The organism is Oribacterium sp. Sow4_G1_1, assembly GCF_052116105.1.
In the GTDB taxonomy this organism is placed as follows: domain Bacteria; phylum Bacillota; class Clostridia; order Lachnospirales; family Lachnospiraceae; genus Oribacterium.
Map to the genome: position 1 here is coordinate 40,631 of NZ_JBQKLS010000006.1, position 17,848 is coordinate 58,478.

Here is a 17,848-nt window from a genome sequence, read left to right on the forward strand (position 1 = left end):
TATCGCGCTCTGAATAGAATATGACATTATGTTTTTTCGCAATAAAAGAGCATCAGAAAAAAGGGCATTAGATTTTCAAAAGATTTGACACAAAATCGGTCATAATAAGAAAAGGGACATTACCTGAGGTAATGTCCCTTTTCTAAAAGGAAGCTCTATTGCGTCAAAATAAGGAAAAACAGCCCATGAAGCAGGGCGATGTTTGAGAAAACATAATGCCCGGATTTTTTCAGGACACCTATTGCGAAAAAGCATAATGCCTGAAATCTTCAGAGACACCTATTGCGAAAAATCTTAGAGTTTCCAGCGGGTCAGCGGTTCCTCGACATCGCAGATGCGGTTCTTATAGCCGGCAGCACAGTCGAGGGCGAGGAACTTCTTCGGTAGTCCCTTTTCGCCGAAGTTATGCATCGGGAAGATCCGATCGGCGTCGGCATAGTGCATGAAATCCTCGATGCCCTTCCACCAGCCATTGAGGCGAGGATCGAGGGGGATAAAGGCGGCTGTGAAATGTCGTCCGCGGATGCGCTCGAGTTCTTCGTGGTAGATGTCCGCGAGCTTCTGATCCTCCACATCGCCGTCCCACCACCAGTTGTTGAGATCACCGGCATGGTAGATGCGGAGGTCGCCGAGCCGGACGATGAACGCGACGCCCTCATCATTCGAGCGGAGAGTGTCGATGGAAACGTCGATGATCGAAGCATCTGTGATACTATGTACGTTCGGTGCATCCGGTGCCTTATCATCCATTCTCGCCTCTGATGTAGGATGAGGCTTCATCGAAGTTTCGCTCGCCCGCAGGATGCCTGCACGAAAGACAGCTTCCTGTTGTTTTGTGTCCACCGGCTGAACCAGCTTGTCAGCGGATGTCGGCACTACAGCTGCCCGCCCGCCTGCGAGCTGGATGAGACGGTGCTCGTGTGGAAGCATTGAACAGGTGAAAGGCTGAACGGCCGCCGGTACCGGGATGTCAGCCGAGAGTACGAAGAAAGACCTCGGATATCGCTCGTGCAGTGTGAAAATCTCCTTCGAAAAGTGATCAGGGTGCGCGTGGCTGTTAAAGAGTAGCAGCGGTTTTACAGGATCCAGCTCTGGAAGCTGTACGTCACCACAGTAGTAGTCAAACAACATATAGCATTCCGCTGTTTCGACCAGAAAACAAGAGTGTTCGATGTAGGTGATTTTCATTTCATACCTTCTTTCAGAGAATATGGGAATGCCCATCACGGAATCAGATGGCATCTGTCTGTATGCTCATATAATACGACATCGGCAGGCGTAAGAGCAAGGTCTGAAAGAGTCCCTGAAACATAACGAACAGGGTTTGACCGCTGCCGTTGAAATGGAACCCATCATACGGAATAGAATGGCAGTCAGCATGCCTGCACTTATAAATAAACGCCTTTTAACTATAGGATTAATCTATAACTGATTCGAAATATCCGGTATTAGGCATGATCAAACGGAGGTGTTATGATGATTTCATCACGTAAGAAAAGGTTACCCGAAAGGAGACGATATTATGGCAGAGTACAAGCTTTGGGATGCATTAAAGGAAGCAAAGAAGTATAAGTGGGTGGAGCTTTCCCACTCATTAAACAACGAGAGTCCGTACTGGTCGGGCATCCCGGAGGGCTCGGTCGAGCTGGGCACGACGGTGTGGGACTGGGGCAAGCCGGAGCTGGAGTGCCTGATCCAGACCTTCAAGTTCCCGGGTCAGTTCGGTACCCACATCGATTTCCCGGGACACTTCGTGCAGGGACGAGCACTGTCCGAGCAGTACGACGTGCATGATCTCATCTTCCCGCTGGTGGTCATCGACATTTCCGAGCAGGCGAAGCAGGATCCGCGCTACACGGTAACGGTCGACGACATTCGCGCATATGAGGCGCAGTACGGCGAGATCCCGGAGGGGGCACTGGTGGCACTTCGCAGCGACTGGTACAAGAAGTGGCCGGATATCGACGCACTGTCCGGCATCGATGCCGACGGCCATGAGAATGCACCGGGCTGGTCGCTCGAGGCACTCAAGTACATCTATGAGGTCCGCCACGCCGCCGCCAATGGCCACGAGACCCTCGACACGGATTCGTCCGCGGTCGCCGAGGCAGAGGGTGATCTCGCCTGCGAGCGTTATGTCCTCGACCAGGGCAAGCTTCAGGTAGAAGTCCTCGCGAACCTCGATCAGGTGCAGCCTGCTGGTGCCGTCGTCCTCATTTCCTACCCGCGCATCGAAGGTGCGACCGGCCTCCCGGCACGTGTCTGGGCCATCACGGAGTGATGCGCATCGCACCTGGTGACCAACTGCCGGAGACCCTTTCAGGCCAATGCCTCCATCCGGCACCCGCCCTGGAGTTTCTGGATATCCATAGATCATGAAATACAAAACCGGGAGTGTATCACTACGATGCACTCCCGGTTTGTGTCATGTTTAACCTTCCGTCTTAAGAATTTCGTAAGGGGGTCTGACCCCATAAACTCCAAGTTTAGATTTTGTTTAGAAAAATTTAATGGGGTCAGACCCCGTCAGTTCTGCGCCTCGGCCTGGATCTTCCGCATGATGCGGCGGAAGAGGAGGATCGAGAGGACAGCGGCGGTGGCTTCGGTGATCCAGAAGGCGTGCCATACGCCGGCGGCGCCGATCGCCTGACTCAGGACATAGGCGAGTGGCAGGAGCACGACGATATTGCGAGCGAGGGAGATCACGAGGGACTCCGCGCCCTTGCCGAGGCCCTCGAGGACGCCGGAGATGGTGACGGAGACGCCGGAAAGCATGAAGCCGCGGCAGATGATGAGCAGCGCCTCGCGCCCCAGCTGGATGGTGTCAGCATTGGACGCAAAAATCCCGATGAGCTGGTTCGGCAGCAGAATGCAGAGCAGCGTGCCGATCACCATGACGCCGCTCACCATCGCGAGTCCGGTGCGGAAAATCGCCTTCAGCCGCCGGAACTCGCCGGCACCGTAGTTGTAGCTGCAGATCGGCCGCATGCCCTGGACGATCCCGTTGGCGGTGAGGTAGATGAAGGTCTGCAGCTTGTAATACGCGCCGAGCACGAGCACATACGACGCGGAGTAGACGGCGAGGATGCCGTTCAGCACGGTGATCATCAGGGAAGACAGCGCCAGATTGAGGGCTGCCGGGATGCCAATGCTGTAGACCTTTACGAGGGTGGCGCCGACCTGATGCATCTTCCGCGGAGCGATGCGGACCGGGATGTTCGCGAGGTCGCGGTAGTAGACGACGAGGTAGAGGAGGAGGGAGACGACCTGTCCTATGCCGGTCGCCCAGGCCGCGCCGGCGATCCCCATGGCCGGGATCGGACCGAAGCCGAAGATCATGATCGGGTCGAGTACGATATTGACGAGACAGCCGATTAGCATGCTGATCATCGAAACCTTCATGCGGCCGATCGCCTGGAACATCTTCTCATAGGAAATCGCGGCAGCATTCGGCACACCGAAAAGGAAGACGATACGTGCATACTCGGTGCCCAGGCGGATGATGTCAGCATTGTCCGAAAATCGTCCTACGAAGGCCGACATCCCGAAGATGCAGAGCACGCTGATGAGGATGCCGTGAAGGATGTTTCCGAGAAGACCGAGGGTCGCGGCGGTGTTCGCCTGTTTCTGAAGCCCCGCGCCGAGCGAATACGCGATCACGGCGTTCATGCCGATGCCGTAGCCGACCGTCACCGCGATGAGCAGATTTTGCGCCGGGTAGACGAGGGACAGCGCGGTCATCGCCTGCTCGCTGATGCGCGCGACGTAGTAGCTGTCGATGATGTTGTAGAGCGAGTTCACGAGCATGGAAATCGTCATCGGAATCGCCATGGAAATCACGAGCGGCACGATCGGACGCTCCTTCATAAATGTCTGGTCCATAAGTTCTCCTTTACTTCATTATAGTAGCTGCACATCCTGGCTTCCCGGGACGACTGGGGGTCTGACCCCGTCATGGCCCCGGAACAGGGATGCCGAATGTCCGATGGGGTCAGACCCCGCGGCTGCCGGGCATCATCTTAAGAATTTCGTAAGGGGGTCTGACCCCATAAACTCCAGCTTTAGATTTTGTTTAGAAAAATTTAATGGGGTCAGACCCCATAAACTGCGCAAAAAAAGGCCACGCAGCGGGGAGAGCCTCCCGGCTGTGTGGCGAAAAATAAAGCGCGCATTGTCGCTTCAGAAAAATCCACTCCATTACATGGTTTTGGAGTGCTAATGTACCATTGATGGAATTCACTTGTCAAGAGGGCCGGGCGGCTGTACTTGATTTTGTAAACCCTCGCCCCCATGACACCCCGTGAATCACGCTTCTGCCAGAATTCAAGATGATTTCTGCTCAAAAATAAAAAATATTTTCGTACAATCTGCATGAATATTTCAAAACATCTAAATTCCCGAAAATTGATTTCACAAAAACTATTGAATATTAAATTTCAGAAGACTAAGATGGAAATTAATAAAAGCAGTGGAGGGGGATATGTCCATGCAATTCCGTATGGCCTTAGTATGTCCACTGCGCTAAGGAGGCTTGTATGACTAGCTTTTTCTTATGTCTGATCGCACTCGTCGCCGGCTATTTTACCTATGGTAAGCTCGTCGACAGCACCTTCGGACCGGATGACCGTGAAACACCGGCCGTCAGAATCAATGATGGCGTCGATTACGTCGTCATGCCACAGTGGAAGCTGTTCCTGGTTCAGCTTCTGAACATCGCCGGCCTCGGCCCGATCTTCGGTGCCCTGCAGGGTGCACTCTGGGGCCCGGTCGTTTTCCTGTGGATCACCTGTGGTACCATCTTCGCCGGTGGTGTCCATGATTACTTCTCCGGTATGCTTTCCGAGCGAAACAACGGTGGCTCCATCTCGGAGGTCACCGGTAAGTATCTCGGTGGTGCTATGAAGAACGTCATGCGTGTATTCTCGGTCGTTCTCCTCGTCATGGTCGGTACCGTATTTGCGAAGGGCCCGGCCAGCCTGATCGTCAAGATGATCGATCCGGCAGGCACCGGCACCGGACTGCTGGCGAACGGTTCCTTCTGGCTCGCCATCATCCTGCTGTACTACTTCATCGCCACCTTCATCTCGATCGATGCCATCATCGGACGTATCTACCCGATCTTCGGTATCTGCCTGATCGCGATGGCTGTCGGTGTTATCTTCGGTATTATGACGAATCCGGCCTACACGATCCCTGAGATCTGGACGAACTTCTACAACATGCACCCGAAGGGAACCCCGATCTGGTCCTTCATGTTCATCACCGTCGCCTGCGGCGCGATTTCCGGATTCCATTCTACCCAGTCCCCGCTGATGGCACGTTGCCTGAAGAGCGAGAAGCAGGGCCACTTCGTATTCTACGGCGCGATGGTCGGCGAAGGCATCATCGCCCTCGTATGGGCCGCTGCCGGCTGCGCGATCTATGAGAAGACCGGTGGACTTTCGACCGGACTGCAGGAGAGCCTCGCAGGTGGTCAGTCTGCCGCCGTTTACGACGTCTGCATCAAGACCATGGGCTCCATCGGTGTCGCACTCGCGATGCTCGGCGTTATCGCCTGCCCGATCACCTCTGGTGATACCGCCTTCCGTTCCGCACGTCTGACCATCGCCGACTGGGCTGGCCTCGACATGAAGAACTGGAAGACGAGGTTAATGCTGACGATCCCGGTACTCGGTGCCGGTGCCATCATTTCCCAGCTCGACTACACCATCGTATGGCGTTACTTCAGCTGGACGAACCAGACCCTCGCGATGATCGTCCTCTGGGCCGCATCGATGTACCTCTTCCGCGAGAAGAAGAACTACTGGATCACCGCTGTACCGGCGACCTTCATGAGCGCCGTCAGCGCGACCTACTTCATCCTCGCTCCGGAGTGTCTCGGTGGCTTCGTGAACCAGAAGACTGCAGAGGGCGCGACGATCTACAACACCATGGTCGCTTATCCGATCGGCATCATCGTCGCCATTCTCTTCCTCGGTCTCTTCCTGAAGGCTACGAAGAAGCCTGCGAAGGCATAAACTTAAAACTGAATATTCATGCGAAAGGCGGAGGTGGCGGCACTTCCGCCTTTTGTAAATCTACAGCAAAGGATCGACGAAATTATGGGAATGTTTTTATCAGCCGTGGCCACGGACCTGTCTCCGGAGGAACTGAATATCGAAAAGAAGCACATGGTGAAGATCGGGCGTCTCGGCGTCAGCGATCGGGCCGTGTTCCTGTCCTCGCTGATGCTGGACCGGAGCCGTTACGTCCTCTTCACGGACATGAACCGCATCTTCAAGCAGGTCGCGATGTCGAAGGGCGGCTTCACCGGCAAGGGGATCTTCGGCAGTATGGCGTACATCGTCGTGGAGCTGAAGAGCGGGCACCAGATCCGCTGTGCTGTGCAGGCTGAGCCGTTCGCGGACACGCTTCTCGAGGAGGTCGCGAAGCGCTGTCCGGAGCTCCCGACCCACAGCCGCGAGGCCGAGCAGAAGCTGCGTGCCGCGGAAGAGGAAGAGAAGCGGCGCTACGCCGAGCACCTCACGCCGGCTGCCGAAGCAACGATCGAGAAGCTCGAGGCGGAGAAGGCGACGCTTGAGAAGCAGCCGGCACTGTACCGCCAGCTCTCCGCGTCTGCGAAGCAGCTCCGCATCGTCCAGCGCGTGAATCCGAGCGCGAAATGGGTGGCCCTCGTCGTCCTCATCATGGCCATCTGCGCGACGGCCTTCGGCATTGTCCGACTCCTGCAGGGCGGTACGACCGCGATCTACGTCGTGTTCTTCGGCTTCGCGATCATCTTTCTGCTCGCCGCGTCGCGTGTGCTGCCGAACGCACAGAACAACGTGCAGAAGGTGCGTGAGGCCAATGCTTCTGCCGTCGAGCAGATGGAGCACGCGCTCGTCGGTGAAGCCCTTGACGTGCCGGCCCGCTATGCCCACCCGGTTGTGATCGAACGCATGATCCGCGTGATCCGCGAGGGCCGCGCTGAAACACCGGCGGACGCCCTCGCCCTCGTGAAGAAGGACCTGCAGGCCCTGAACTCGAGCGTCACCGTCTCGCAGAAGGAGTACGATGAAGTCGTCGAAATCAAACCTATGTTTCTGAACTTCGATTACGAGTAGTGGGACGAGATGTGAATATGAAAGTGAAAGAGAATTTAATTCAATTACTTCAGAAGGATGGCGTGGATTCGGATCTTCTGAATAAGGCGCAGGCGTATGCTTCCGATGCATCCGTATTAACACAGGAGTTGGTGGCGAGAATCCCGACGCCGGAGTGTCCGTATTATGGCAGGGAAATCTGGGAGGCGGCGATCGCGGCGCTTCTCAGCGGGCGAAATCTGTTGCTGTCGGGGCCGAAGGCGACGGGCAAGAACATCCTCTGCGAGAATCTGGCGGCGCTGTTTGAGCGCCCGGTGTGGGATGTGTCCTTCCATGTGGGGATGGATGCGGCGTCGATGATCGGGGCGGACAGCTTCGATGGAAGTCGGGTCGTGTTCAAACCGGGGCCGGTCTACCTCGCGGGTAAATACGGCGGCTTCGCGGTGCTCGACGAGATCAACATGGCGAAGAACGAGGCGCTGGCGGTGCTGCACAGTGTGCTGGATCACCGGCGGGTCATCGATGTGCCGGGCTATGAGCGGCTGCAGCTGCATCCGGCGACACGTTTCATCGCGACGATGAACTACGGCTACGAAGGCACGCGCGAGCTCAATGAGGCGCTGGCGTCGCGTTTTCTCGTCATCGCGATGCCGATCATCTCGGAGGAGAACCTCTGCCGTGTGCTCGAGGGTCGCTTCCTGACGATCCGGAAGAGCTGGCGTGACCAGTTTGTGAAGCTCTTTTATGAGCTGAATGACAAGGCGGAGCACGCGGAGATTTCGGAGCGGGCGGTGGACCTGCGCGGCCTGCAGGATGCGATCGGCCTCATGCAGTTCGGTATCTCGATCCGCACGGCCCTCGACATGGGCATCGTCAACAAGTGCTTCGACCCACATGAGCAGCAGCTGATCCGCGACGTGATCACTGCACGGATCCCGGACCGCGGCGGGAGAGAAGTATTTGACTGAGGTGAGGTATGGCTGGAACAGAAGACGAGCGGAAAAGAGCGGAAAATCTGGTGTGGACGGCAGCGGGAGACTATGCCTTCACGCCGGATTTTCTGTCGTTTACGGAGGATGGCAGCGCGGACCTCTACATGAACCTCGTCATCGGGCTCGCGCATAAGTGGCTCGACCGTCCGACGGAGGCGCTGCTCGAGGAAGTGTCCCGGAGCCGGCGTGCGGCAATCCTCAGTGACACCCTCTGGCTCGGCATCGAGTCCTACGTCTATGCGCGTGAGCTGCCGTCCCGTCCCGCACTGGAGACGCTTCGTGCGCAGCATGCCGAGGCGTATTTTGCACGCCTTCAGAACCTGAATCGCCAGCAGTGGATGGCGGAAAACAAGCGTCTCCTCGACCAGCAGACGATTCGCTGGAGCCGCGTGCTCGGCCGGAAAACGCGGGTCTATGCGCCCGACCGCAGGGCACTCGCCGCTGCCCTCGAGCTCGACCCGGATCTCAGTTCGGACGAGGTGGCCGCCACCCTTCGCGCGATCCTCACGCGCTTCTTCGCCTACCGCGGAGAGGCGGAAGTGAAGCCCGTGCACATTCGCCTGAACACGGTGGAGGCCTGGATCCTGCAGCACGTTTTCAGGACCGAGCACCAGCACACCGATACGCTGATGATGAAAAACACGTACGCGGCCAATGCCTCCGCCGGGACGCCAGTGGCTTCGGATGGCAAGCACGGCGGCGCGGGGGCGACGGGTGAGCGCGCCTACATCACAGCTTGCTTCGGACGCTCGCTGTATACGGACGAGGATCTGCAGCAGCTCGAGGCGCGGCTCTGCGTCGGCGGGCACCGCGGCTGCCACGTGTATGTGACGGATGGGAAGTTCGGTATGGGCTCTTCGGATGGTCGGGCTTGGTTGCGCGAGAAATCTGGTGCACAGATGAAGGGCATCACCCGGATGCAACAGAACGCAGAAGCTGGGATGAAAGACATCACCCGGACGAATTCGGGCGCAGCAGATGGAACGAGCGCAGTTTCGGGGAAAGACGTCCAGGCAGACGCGGTAGCGCCACGTGGCGGCTTTTTCGACTCTGAAACGGCGAAGGTGCGGCAGGACAGTGCGCAGCAGGCGCTCGCGAACCGGCGCTTCTTCGAGTCGGAGGGAGAGCTTGCGCGCTCGCTCGTGCGACGCCTTTCGGCGCGCCTCGAGCTCACGCTGTCGGATCTTCGGGAGAACGTCGCAGTGCATGCCCCTGTGGGCCGCCTCGATCCGGTGCGCGCCTGGCGCATGCCGGTCGTGCATGACCCGGATGTCTTCGAAAAGCAGCGCCCGGAGCGGGAGATGCCGCTCGATGTGACGCTGCTGCTCGACGCCAGCGCTTCCCGCATGCAGATGCAGGAGCAGCTCGCTGCCGAGGCCTGGATCCTCGCGGAAGCGCTGAAAAACTGCCACATGCCGGCCGCTGTCTGGAATTTCCGCTCGCTCCGCGGCTACACTGTTCTTGAGAAGATGAAGGACTTCTCCGAGCGGGACTGCGCGCACCTCTTTCATTTCTATGCCGCCGGCTGGAACCGCGACGGCCTCGGCCTGCGCCTCGCCGCGGAGGAGCTCCTGCACGGAAGCCGGCGAAACCTCGCTGTTTCTGAAGCACGAAGCACGGGCATGCCGGCAGCTGATCGACGCCTGGAAGCACAGAAAGCCACCATGTCAACGGAGCATGGAGGTGTGCGAAATCACAGCATGCCCGGTGCTGGCGGGCCGTCTGCACTGAAACCCGGCATGGCTGCCGGCGGGAGCCCCGGTGACCGAAAACACATCCTGATCGTCCTGACGGATGCGAGCCCGGATGACTCGACGCGCCTTTCCGCTTGTGAGAAGTACCCCTTCGGCAGTGCCTATGAAGGCCGCCCGGCGGTCGATGACGCCGCCGACGCCATCGCGGAGATGCGCGCCCAAGGCATCCTCGTGTACGGACTTTTCCTCGGACGAACAGAAAACCTCGGGAACCTCAGCCTCATGTATGGCCATCATCAGGTTCGGATCCACGACATCAGCCAGCTCGCCCGCGCCGCCGGCGAGATCTTCACGAAGGCCGTCGAAGAACTGTAAAACAGGTAAACAAAAAAGCGATGACTCAAAAGGAGAGTCATCGCTTTTTTGTTTACTTCACTACCGGACGCACGATCATGCTCTTATCGCCGTGCGGGTTCTCGGCCTTCACGAGGGTGATGCGGAGATCATCATCGACCACGAAGGTGTAGATCATGGTGTCATCCGGCTCTGCGCCGGCCTTACCGTAGTTGAAGGTGACGGTCACGGTGCCGAGTGCGTTCGGGGTGAGCATGAAACGGGTGGTGCCATCATTGATATTCATGGTATCGGACGGATCCTTCGCTGTGTAGGTCTTCTCGACATCGAGGATGTTGTTATCCATGGTGTAGCTCCAGTCCTCGCCGATCGTCGGATTCGAGAAGAAATCGAAGCGCGCCCAGTGGTTCGCGGCTTCCAGGGTCATGATGCCACCCGCCTCCTCGGTATCGTAGTAGTTGATCTGAAGATCCGACGCGTCAGCGCTGGTATATGCGCCATCGAGCGCCATGCCCGCCTCCTGATTTGCGTCGGTTTTCGTGTATGCGTCATCGAACGCCATGCCTGCCTCCGGCTTCGCTGCTTCCTGATTCATATCCGCGGTCGGTACGGATGGACCGCTGGTTTCTGTCTCGATGGTCTTCGGTGTCACGCCCTGCGCCTTCACACCCGCACACGCCGTCGTCGCGACCGTCGCGATCAGGATCCCCGCGAGGAGGATGCTCTTCATGCTGCTGTTGATCATATTCTTTCTCATAGTATTATTTCCTTTCGTTTTTGAATCGGATATCCTGTTTTCTGTTCCTTACATCCTTAATCACCGAAGAAGAGAAGGATGAGTCACAGGAATTATTTTTATTTTTGCATAATTCTAAATCTGAATGCTTCATTCGATATCCACCTCGTCAAAACCCGTGAGATCGTTGTCGGAAATACCGAGGCGCCGGTTCATTTCTTCTTCGGAAATCAAAGAGGCAGGATCGAAGTGCGCCATACGTTCAGAGGCAACAGCGAGCAGACGAGCATCATTTAGCTCCTCCATCAACGAATCTCTAACCTGTACTGGTGTTAATTGCATTTATAATAATACCTCCATATATCGTCACACATTCATCGCTCCATATTATACCAAGCTTTCGTGCTTATATTGTGATTTATATTAGCATGAAGGTCAAGGCGTTAGCGAGCGGGCGTGAGACACCGCCAAGCATATTTTTTGAGTGACCCAACCCTTGCTTATGTGTAACAGTTCAGACACCCACGGCTCCCCTTGGGAAGTTTGAGTCTGCTCCTCATTCGCCCACCCATGAAATCCGTGGATGTTTGTACGTTTCGGTCCCACCCCCTGGCTCATGAGGAGCCCTCAAACTTCTGGCTGGCCTCGGTTTTTCGCAAATTTGCTTTATCTCGTTCGTATGACATTAGGCTTTTTCGCATTTTCTTCTCCTGAAGAGCCTGTGACATTAAGTCCAGTCTTTCTCGCCCAGCATTAACTGAGTAAAATCTCGATTTTTGACGCAAAACCGCCCATATTTAAAGCAGTGACTTTATCTCTTCTCTGATTTTCTACTGCAAACCACCAGCTGAGCCAGTCTCGTCGCCGCATACTTAATGTCACAGAGTTTTATATTTCTTATTCTGTGAAATAATCTAATGTCACAGATCACTGAAATTAATGATTTGTAAAAGTCACTTAATGGCACGAACCTTTAAAATGCCCTGTTTGTTACAAACTCCAGAAAACATAATGGCATCGCTCTTTGAAATCCTTTCTTTGCGAAAATCATCTAATGGCTCTCAGCCCGAAAATCGCTTGTTTGTAACAAAGATCAAAAAAACTAATGGCGCAAGAATTCTATAAATGGTTTTTGTGAAAACTTCGGAAACCGTTATGACAGTGATCCGCATGCCGCCTTTCTAAAACTCCGATCACAAGTTTTTCATCCGATTTCACTCCGGTCAGGATGCATTGGCGTCGATTTTTGTTTGTTTGCATGGGGGCGGGTCCGATAAGTAAATAGAAAAAGAACGTCGAATGGGGTGGGCAAACAAACCAAAAGAGACGCTGGCATATGGGTGAGGGTTATAGGAAACGATGGTAATACGTGTCGACAGCGTCTGGAGGGAAAAGAAAAATGTTGCCTGGAGCAGATGGGAAAAGCGTAAGTAGAATGACAATGTATGTTATGTAAAAAACATGAAGTATTTATATTTTCCGGTTGGTACTTCGAATTTCGAGAAGATTCGAAGTCAAGGATATTACTACGTTGATAAAACGGGGATGATCAAAGAGATTCTTACAGAGTGAACACCTATGGTCATGCTCATCACTCGTCCGCGTCGTTTCGGTAAGACCCTGGGTATGAGCATGCTGGAGGCTTTCTTCGACATCCGGAAGGATCATCGGGCGCTGTTTGAGGGTCTCGAAATCGCATCGTATCCTGCGCTGTGTGCTGCATGGATGAACCGGTATCCGACGGTCTTCATCACGCTTCGGCAGGTGGATGGCCTGAACTTCCAGGATGCGTATGGTCAGCTTCTGTATGACATCGCACTTCTGTATCAGGAGCATGCGTATGTTCTGCACGCCCGTCTGGGCGAGTACTTCGGCTTCCTGCAGGAGGAAGTCGACCGCATCCTGGAGGATGCCAATGTCTCCGACCGGGCAGATCGTGTGAAGAGATGGTACGATGGCTACCACTTCGGGGATTCGGATGTGTACTGTCCGTGGGATGTGATGAACTATATGCTGGAGCTGCAGCGGAACCCGCAAGCAGAGCCGGTGAGCTACTGGAAAAACACCAGTGATAACGCGATCATCCGTTCCTTCATCGACGTTGCAGGCAGCGACATCACGCAGAAGCTGGAGACTCTGATGGCCGGCGGCGTCATCGTTCAGCGTGTGGATGAGAACCTGACCTATGACCTCATCCATTCTTCGGAGGATAATCTCTGGAGTCTGCTGTACCTCAGTGGCTATCTGACCGTCGCACGTGCCGAAGACATCGAGGGAGAGGTTCCGAAGGGGTGCATTGCCCTGATGATCCCGAATGCAGAGATCCGTGACATCTTCGAAACGACGGTCATGCGCTGGTTCGATGACAGCGCGAAGACGTGGAACCGGACGGCGCTGTTTGATGCCGTGTGGCAGGGCGACAGTGCGACCATCACGAAGGAGATGAATGCGCTGCTTCGCCGGACCATCAGCTACCATGATTACCGCGAGGATTTCTACCATGCGTTCCTCGCCGGCATTTTCACCGGCGCCGGCTATATGGTCGACTCGAATAAGGAACATGGCGAGGGCCGCAGCGACGTGGTCGTGCACGATGGCATCCACGCCCGCGTCGCGATCTTCGAAGCGAAATACACGAAGTCCCTCGACCAGCTCGAGCGTGCGTGCGACGCCGCCCTGCAGCAGATCGATGAGCGCATGTACGCGAAGGAATACGAGGACGACTACGATGAAATCCTGTGCTACGGCATCTCGTTTTTTAAGAAACGGTGTATGGTGAAGAAGAAATAAAAAATCACATTATTATTAATAAAAGTGTGAGAAATATCACACTTTTATATGTATTTGCGTGCATTTCATTTGAAGAAGAGTAGCTGTCATATTTGAGCTATTCTACAGAAACAACAACGCGGAGAACCGATGAGAGTCCTCCGCGTTCTTATTTTAGTATGTGATCCATTCGATCGATCAGGATCGTCTGGAGTCGATGTCTGCTCTATGACTTATTCGTCATCGTCGCCACTGCTGATGGAGAGGCGACCTTTGCTTGCGATTACCTTGCCGTTTGCATCGGTTTCGTTGATGTTGTAGTCACCAGCGGCCTTGACCTGCGCACCCGGGTTTGCGAAGCTGGAAGCGTCCGCTGCGGCTGCAGTGGTCTGTGCAGCGGTCTCGGTACCGGCAGCAGCGGCTGCCTGGGTAGCGGTGGTGCCGTTTGCGGCTGCGGCAACGGCTGCACTGCTTACCGTTGTTTCCTCGGTGTCTCCACCAGGACCGGCAGCCTTTGACTTACGCTTTGCGTTCTTGCCGACGATGGTAGTTGGCTGTGCACCCGGATGATCGACACCGGCTGCGTATACGCCTGCGTTTGCGTCGGTGACAGGTTCGAGCTCGACCTCATACCACTCGCCGTTATACTTCTCCTCGAGGATACCTTCACTGTTGTAGCGGGTCGGGTTCGTGGTCTCGTACTTCGTGGTTTCTGGAACAGACTCCTGCGGTGCGAGTACGCCACCCTCCGCTACGACGCCGGAGCCAGGACCGCCGACCGCGATATCGCCCTCCTCCATAGCGCCAGCCTGCTGAAGAACAGGGGTACCGTCTGCGTTGGTCTCCTCAACAGCTGCGAGGAGATCCTCGGCGCTCAGCTCGTCGTCTGCCGCCATGGTTTCAAACTTATCGAAGCTCTCCGGGAGGGCAATGTTTCCACAGATGCTCATACCTGCGAAGGTATCAGCTTCTTCCTTGGTCGCGAACTTGATGGTGACGTGATCCGCGGAAGTGAAGTTATCGTTGATGAGCACGATGTGCTGCTCGGACTCGGCACCGTCGAACTTTACGGTGTGGCGACCGAACGGCTGACCATCGACGGTCACGTAGACGTCATTGTCACCGGTCAGATAATCGTAGTCGAGACCGAGGAGGCCCTGAAGCTTGTTGCCGTCGGCGTCGGTTACGTAATCGGAGAGGATCTCGTAGGTGGTGTCGTTCAGCTTTGCGAAGCTGCTTGCCGGGATATAAGCGAAGCTCTCCAGCTCGGAGATCTTCTCGTCGAGCGGCTGGATGGTCTGGGTCTCACCCTTCTGATCACCAGCGGCAGCGGATGCCTGGATCGCGGACAGGATGACATCGGAAGTGATGTCGTTGCCCTCGTCGTTCTGGTTGATCTGATCCTTTGCGACGGTCTTCTTCACATCCTTACCGGCATCCTCGAAGCCCTTCGCGATGTCGATGGTCTCGCCGAGGTAGTGAGAGGTGATGTTCTTGATGGCGTCTGCATTGGCCGCCGCAGGACCGTCCGGGTTCGTCACGCTGGACGGCTCGATGAGGGAGATGATCTCGATGCCCGGGAACTTCTTATTCAGGGCGCGGATCAGGGCCTCGTAGAAGGCCGGGAAGGTGTCCTGATCGTCGTAGCTTCCGAAGCTCAGCACAGCGGCGTCATACTCGACGTCGGTGGTGAGCTCGTTTGCGATGACGAAGCCGGCGTAGGCACCGTTGTCACCAGCGAGCGCGTAGTTGTTTACGAATACGTTTGACTTAAATGCATCACCGAGCTTCTGAGAGAGCTGCTCGGACCAGCTGTCCTCGAGGTTCGTCGCGCCGTCGCCGTATGCGAAGCCGTCGCCGAGCACGAGTACGTTGACTGCATTGCCGGAATTCAGCTTATCATAGAAATCGCCACGGGTAACCTCGACCGGTGCGGTCTCGACGGTGGTCGTCTCGGCTGCCTCGGTGGAAGCGGCTGCGGTCTCCACTGTGCTGTCACCACCGGTATGGCTGGTTGCGACCGCGATACCCATGAGGATCACGACAGCACCTGCCAGGCCGCCGATGCAGGCCTTCTTATTCTGCTCGAAAAATTCCTTAAAATCCATAATAGTACTTCTCCTTATGAAGTGGTTTCACATTTTCGATATACCGCTACATATTACCCTTTTATCATAGAAAAAACAATTAATTTTATTTGAAGATTTTGTGTTTTAAACGATAACGGTCACCGTGCGGGTTATCCCCTTGAGCGTTCACGGCAGGCCGAGCGCGTGCTATGATAATACCTGATTGTTTTACATTCTGAACATTACTTCATCGTGTTGAAAAGATATTCTAAATAAGATATGCGTCTGAAAAACGCGCCGTGGAAATCGCTGTATGGTGCAGGGCTGTCAGCTATTTCACGAGTAGAAAATGGGTGCACTATGTTAAAGGACAGGGACATCCGTGAGCCGCTGTTTGCTTTCCTGGAGGAGAGCTACGGGCGCATCCGGATCATCGAGGAAAAGAATATGGGCGGGAGCCGTGCGGATGTCATCATGGTGACGTCGGACAGCTTCGTGGGGATCGAGATCAAGTCGGATGCCGATACCTACACACGTCTCGCGGGGCAGGTCGAGGACTACGACCGTTACTTCGACATGAACATCATCGTCGTCGGCACACGCCACGCGATGCACGTCGAGGAGCATGTGCCGGCGAGCTGGGGCATCATCACCGTCGAGGAGGTCGAGGGAAGCGCGGATTTCTATGTGCTGCGCCGCCCGAAGCCGAATCCGGGGATCGATCCGGCGCGGAAGCTGAGCCTTCTCTGGCGTCCGGAGCTGCAGCACATCGTGTATCGTCATCTGAAACATAAGTATGATCGCATCTCGAAGAAAGACGTGATCGGAAAGATCCTTGCGGGTGTGCCGTATGAGACGCTCCGCCTTGAGATGTCGGAGGAGCTGTTCGAGCGCGACTACACCCGCATCTTCGACGAAATCAACCGATTCCGCGTCGAGCGCGAGGGGAAGAAGCCGCGCCGCCGGCGTCGTCAGCTGCACGCAAAGCTTCATCCGGCCAACGCCTCCGACGCAGCATCGTCACCGTCACCGGAAGCATCCAGCGACGAAAAGCCGAAGCGTGCCGGTGCGACGCGTACGGCTCGCCGCCGCAAGCCGAATCTTCATGTGAAGCATGTCGTGAAGGGGCGGAAGAGTCCGAAGACCGGTAAAAAATCTACGTAGCAGCATGAGTGAAATGGAAAGGGGAAATGTATGGAAAGCTTTTTCGTGGCGGCGAACGCCGTCGTACCGTTTATTTGTTATATGTCGTACGGATATCTGATCCGTCACCTGGGGTTCGGTGATGAGACCTTCTATAAGCGTCTGAACCAGATCGTCTTCAAGGCGTTTTTTCCACTCATGATGTTTAACAGTCTTTATAATTCGAAGGCGGATTTTCAGACGAACACAAAGCTGGCGCTGACCGCGGTCGTGATCCTTCTTGCGGCGATCCTGCTCACCGTTCTGCTGACACCGCTGTTCGTGAAGGGAAACCCGCAGCGAGGCGTCGTGGCCCAGGCCACCTGGCGGTCCAACACCCTGATGTTTGCACTACCCCTCGCCGTCAGCATGTACGGAGAAGAGGCAGGGTCGCTCGCATCGATCGTCATCGCGTGCTGCGTGCCGATCTACAACATCGCGGCGGTCTTCATCCTCGAGTACTTCCGACGGACGGAGGGAGAGAAGACGAGTGCGGCGAAGATGCTCCGGAATATCCTCACGAATCCGCTCATCATCGGTGCCATCGCCGGGATCGTGTTCCGAGCGCTGCATATCTCACTGCCGGCCTGCATCCTGAAGCCGATCAAGTCGATTTCGGATATGACCTCGCCGCTCGCGATCTTCATCTGTGGCGCGACGCTGGTGCTGCCGGACATCCGGAAGAACCTAAAGCTCATCACAATCTGCACCGTGCTGAAGCTCGTCATCCTGCCGGCGATTGTCACGACGATCTGCTACCTCCTCGGCTTCCGCGGCATCGAGCTCTTCATCCTGTTCTCGCTGTACGCGACCCCGCTTGCGAACGCCATCTTCCCTATGAGCCAGAGCATGGGCGGCGACGGCGAGCTCGCCGGAGAAATGCTGGCGATCAGCACCGTGAGCTCCATGTTCACGATCTTCCTCTGGATCATCGCACTGAACGCCGCCGGAGTGTTCTGAACACGATTTA

The 17,848-nt window shown here is 55.8% G+C and carries 13 protein-coding genes and 1 pseudogene; 9 read left to right on the plus strand and 5 right to left on the minus strand.

What is annotated here, in order from left to right:
• Nucleotides 1-294: 294 nt before the first annotated feature.
• Nucleotides 295-1,188, minus strand: a complete 894-nt coding sequence (locus ACTQ52_RS05600) for an MBL fold metallo-hydrolase (protein WP_441982021.1) — start codon at nucleotides 1,186-1,188, stop codon at nucleotides 295-297.
• A gap of 334 nt (nucleotides 1,189-1,522) precedes the next feature.
• Here ACTQ52_RS05600 and ACTQ52_RS05605 point away from each other — a divergent pair, with 334 nt between their 5' ends.
• Nucleotides 1,523-2,281 carry a cyclase family protein gene (locus ACTQ52_RS05605; RefSeq protein WP_441227151.1) on the plus strand — a complete coding sequence of 253 codons (759 nt, stop codon included), beginning with the start codon at nucleotides 1,523-1,525 and terminating at the stop codon, nucleotides 2,279-2,281.
• A 245-nt stretch (nucleotides 2,282-2,526) separates the two neighbouring features.
• Here ACTQ52_RS05605 and ACTQ52_RS05610 read toward each other — a convergent pair whose 3' ends face one another.
• Entirely contained in the window at nucleotides 2,527-3,882 is a 1,356-nt protein-coding gene (locus tag ACTQ52_RS05610) for an MATE family efflux transporter (RefSeq protein WP_441982022.1), read from the minus strand.
• 653 nt (nucleotides 3,883-4,535) lie between these two features.
• Here ACTQ52_RS05610 and ACTQ52_RS05615 point away from each other — a divergent pair.
• From ACTQ52_RS05615 to ACTQ52_RS05630, 4 genes are all read left to right on the plus strand, one after another.
• On the plus strand, nucleotides 4,536-6,017 hold the full coding sequence (locus tag ACTQ52_RS05615; RefSeq protein WP_441982023.1) for a carbon starvation CstA family protein: 1,482 nt from the start codon (nucleotides 4,536-4,538) through the stop codon (nucleotides 6,015-6,017).
• An 84-nt stretch (nucleotides 6,018-6,101) separates the two neighbouring features.
• Entirely contained in the window at nucleotides 6,102-7,103 is a 1,002-nt protein-coding gene (locus ACTQ52_RS05620; protein WP_410043835.1) for an ATPase P, read from the plus strand.
• Between the two features lie 17 nt (nucleotides 7,104-7,120).
• A complete protein-coding gene (locus ACTQ52_RS05625) occupies nucleotides 7,121-8,050 on the plus strand; it encodes an AAA family ATPase (protein WP_410043836.1) in 930 nt (309 codons plus the stop codon).
• An 8-nt stretch (nucleotides 8,051-8,058) separates the two neighbouring features.
• Nucleotides 8,059-10,143: a hypothetical protein gene (locus ACTQ52_RS05630; protein ID WP_441982024.1), complete on the plus strand. Its 2,085-nt coding sequence runs from the start codon at nucleotides 8,059-8,061 to the stop codon at nucleotides 10,141-10,143.
• 52 nt (nucleotides 10,144-10,195) lie between these two features.
• On the opposite strand, the gene ACTQ52_RS05635 is transcribed toward ACTQ52_RS05630, so the two are convergent.
• Nucleotides 10,196-10,879 carry a hypothetical protein gene (locus ACTQ52_RS05635; RefSeq protein WP_441982025.1) on the minus strand — a complete coding sequence of 228 codons (684 nt, stop codon included), beginning with the start codon at nucleotides 10,877-10,879 and terminating at the stop codon, nucleotides 10,196-10,198.
• Between the two features lie 129 nt (nucleotides 10,880-11,008).
• Entirely contained in the window at nucleotides 11,009-11,200 is a 192-nt protein-coding gene (locus tag ACTQ52_RS05640; RefSeq protein ID WP_410043839.1) for a hypothetical protein, read from the minus strand.
• A 1,119-nt stretch (nucleotides 11,201-12,319) separates the two neighbouring features.
• Between ACTQ52_RS05640 and ACTQ52_RS05645 the strand changes: the two are divergent.
• Together ACTQ52_RS05645 and ACTQ52_RS05650 are read left to right on the plus strand one after the other, a co-directional pair.
• A pseudogene (locus ACTQ52_RS05645) lies at nucleotides 12,320-12,652 on the plus strand (AAA family ATPase); the annotation flags it as partial.
• A gap of 648 nt (nucleotides 12,653-13,300) precedes the next feature.
• On the plus strand, nucleotides 13,301-13,648 hold the full coding sequence (locus tag ACTQ52_RS05650) for a PD-(D/E)XK nuclease domain-containing protein (protein WP_441982065.1): 348 nt from the start codon (nucleotides 13,301-13,303) through the stop codon (nucleotides 13,646-13,648).
• 212 nt (nucleotides 13,649-13,860) lie between these two features.
• Here the strand turns inward: ACTQ52_RS05650 and ACTQ52_RS05655 are convergent, their stop codons facing one another.
• Entirely contained in the window at nucleotides 13,861-15,735 is a 1,875-nt protein-coding gene (locus ACTQ52_RS05655; protein WP_441982026.1) for an SGNH/GDSL hydrolase family protein, read from the minus strand.
• Between the two features lie 321 nt (nucleotides 15,736-16,056).
• Here ACTQ52_RS05655 and ACTQ52_RS05660 point away from each other — a divergent pair, with 321 nt between their 5' ends.
• Together ACTQ52_RS05660 and ACTQ52_RS05665 are read left to right on the plus strand one after the other, a co-directional pair.
• Nucleotides 16,057-16,860 (plus strand): sce7726 family protein, encoded by an 804-nt coding sequence (locus ACTQ52_RS05660; RefSeq protein ID WP_441982027.1) that lies wholly within the window; start codon nucleotides 16,057-16,059, stop codon nucleotides 16,858-16,860.
• A 30-nt stretch (nucleotides 16,861-16,890) separates the two neighbouring features.
• Nucleotides 16,891-17,838 carry an AEC family transporter gene (locus tag ACTQ52_RS05665; RefSeq protein WP_441227162.1) on the plus strand — a complete coding sequence of 316 codons (948 nt, stop codon included), beginning with the start codon at nucleotides 16,891-16,893 and terminating at the stop codon, nucleotides 17,836-17,838.
• The last annotated feature ends 10 nt before the right edge of the window (nucleotides 17,839-17,848 follow it).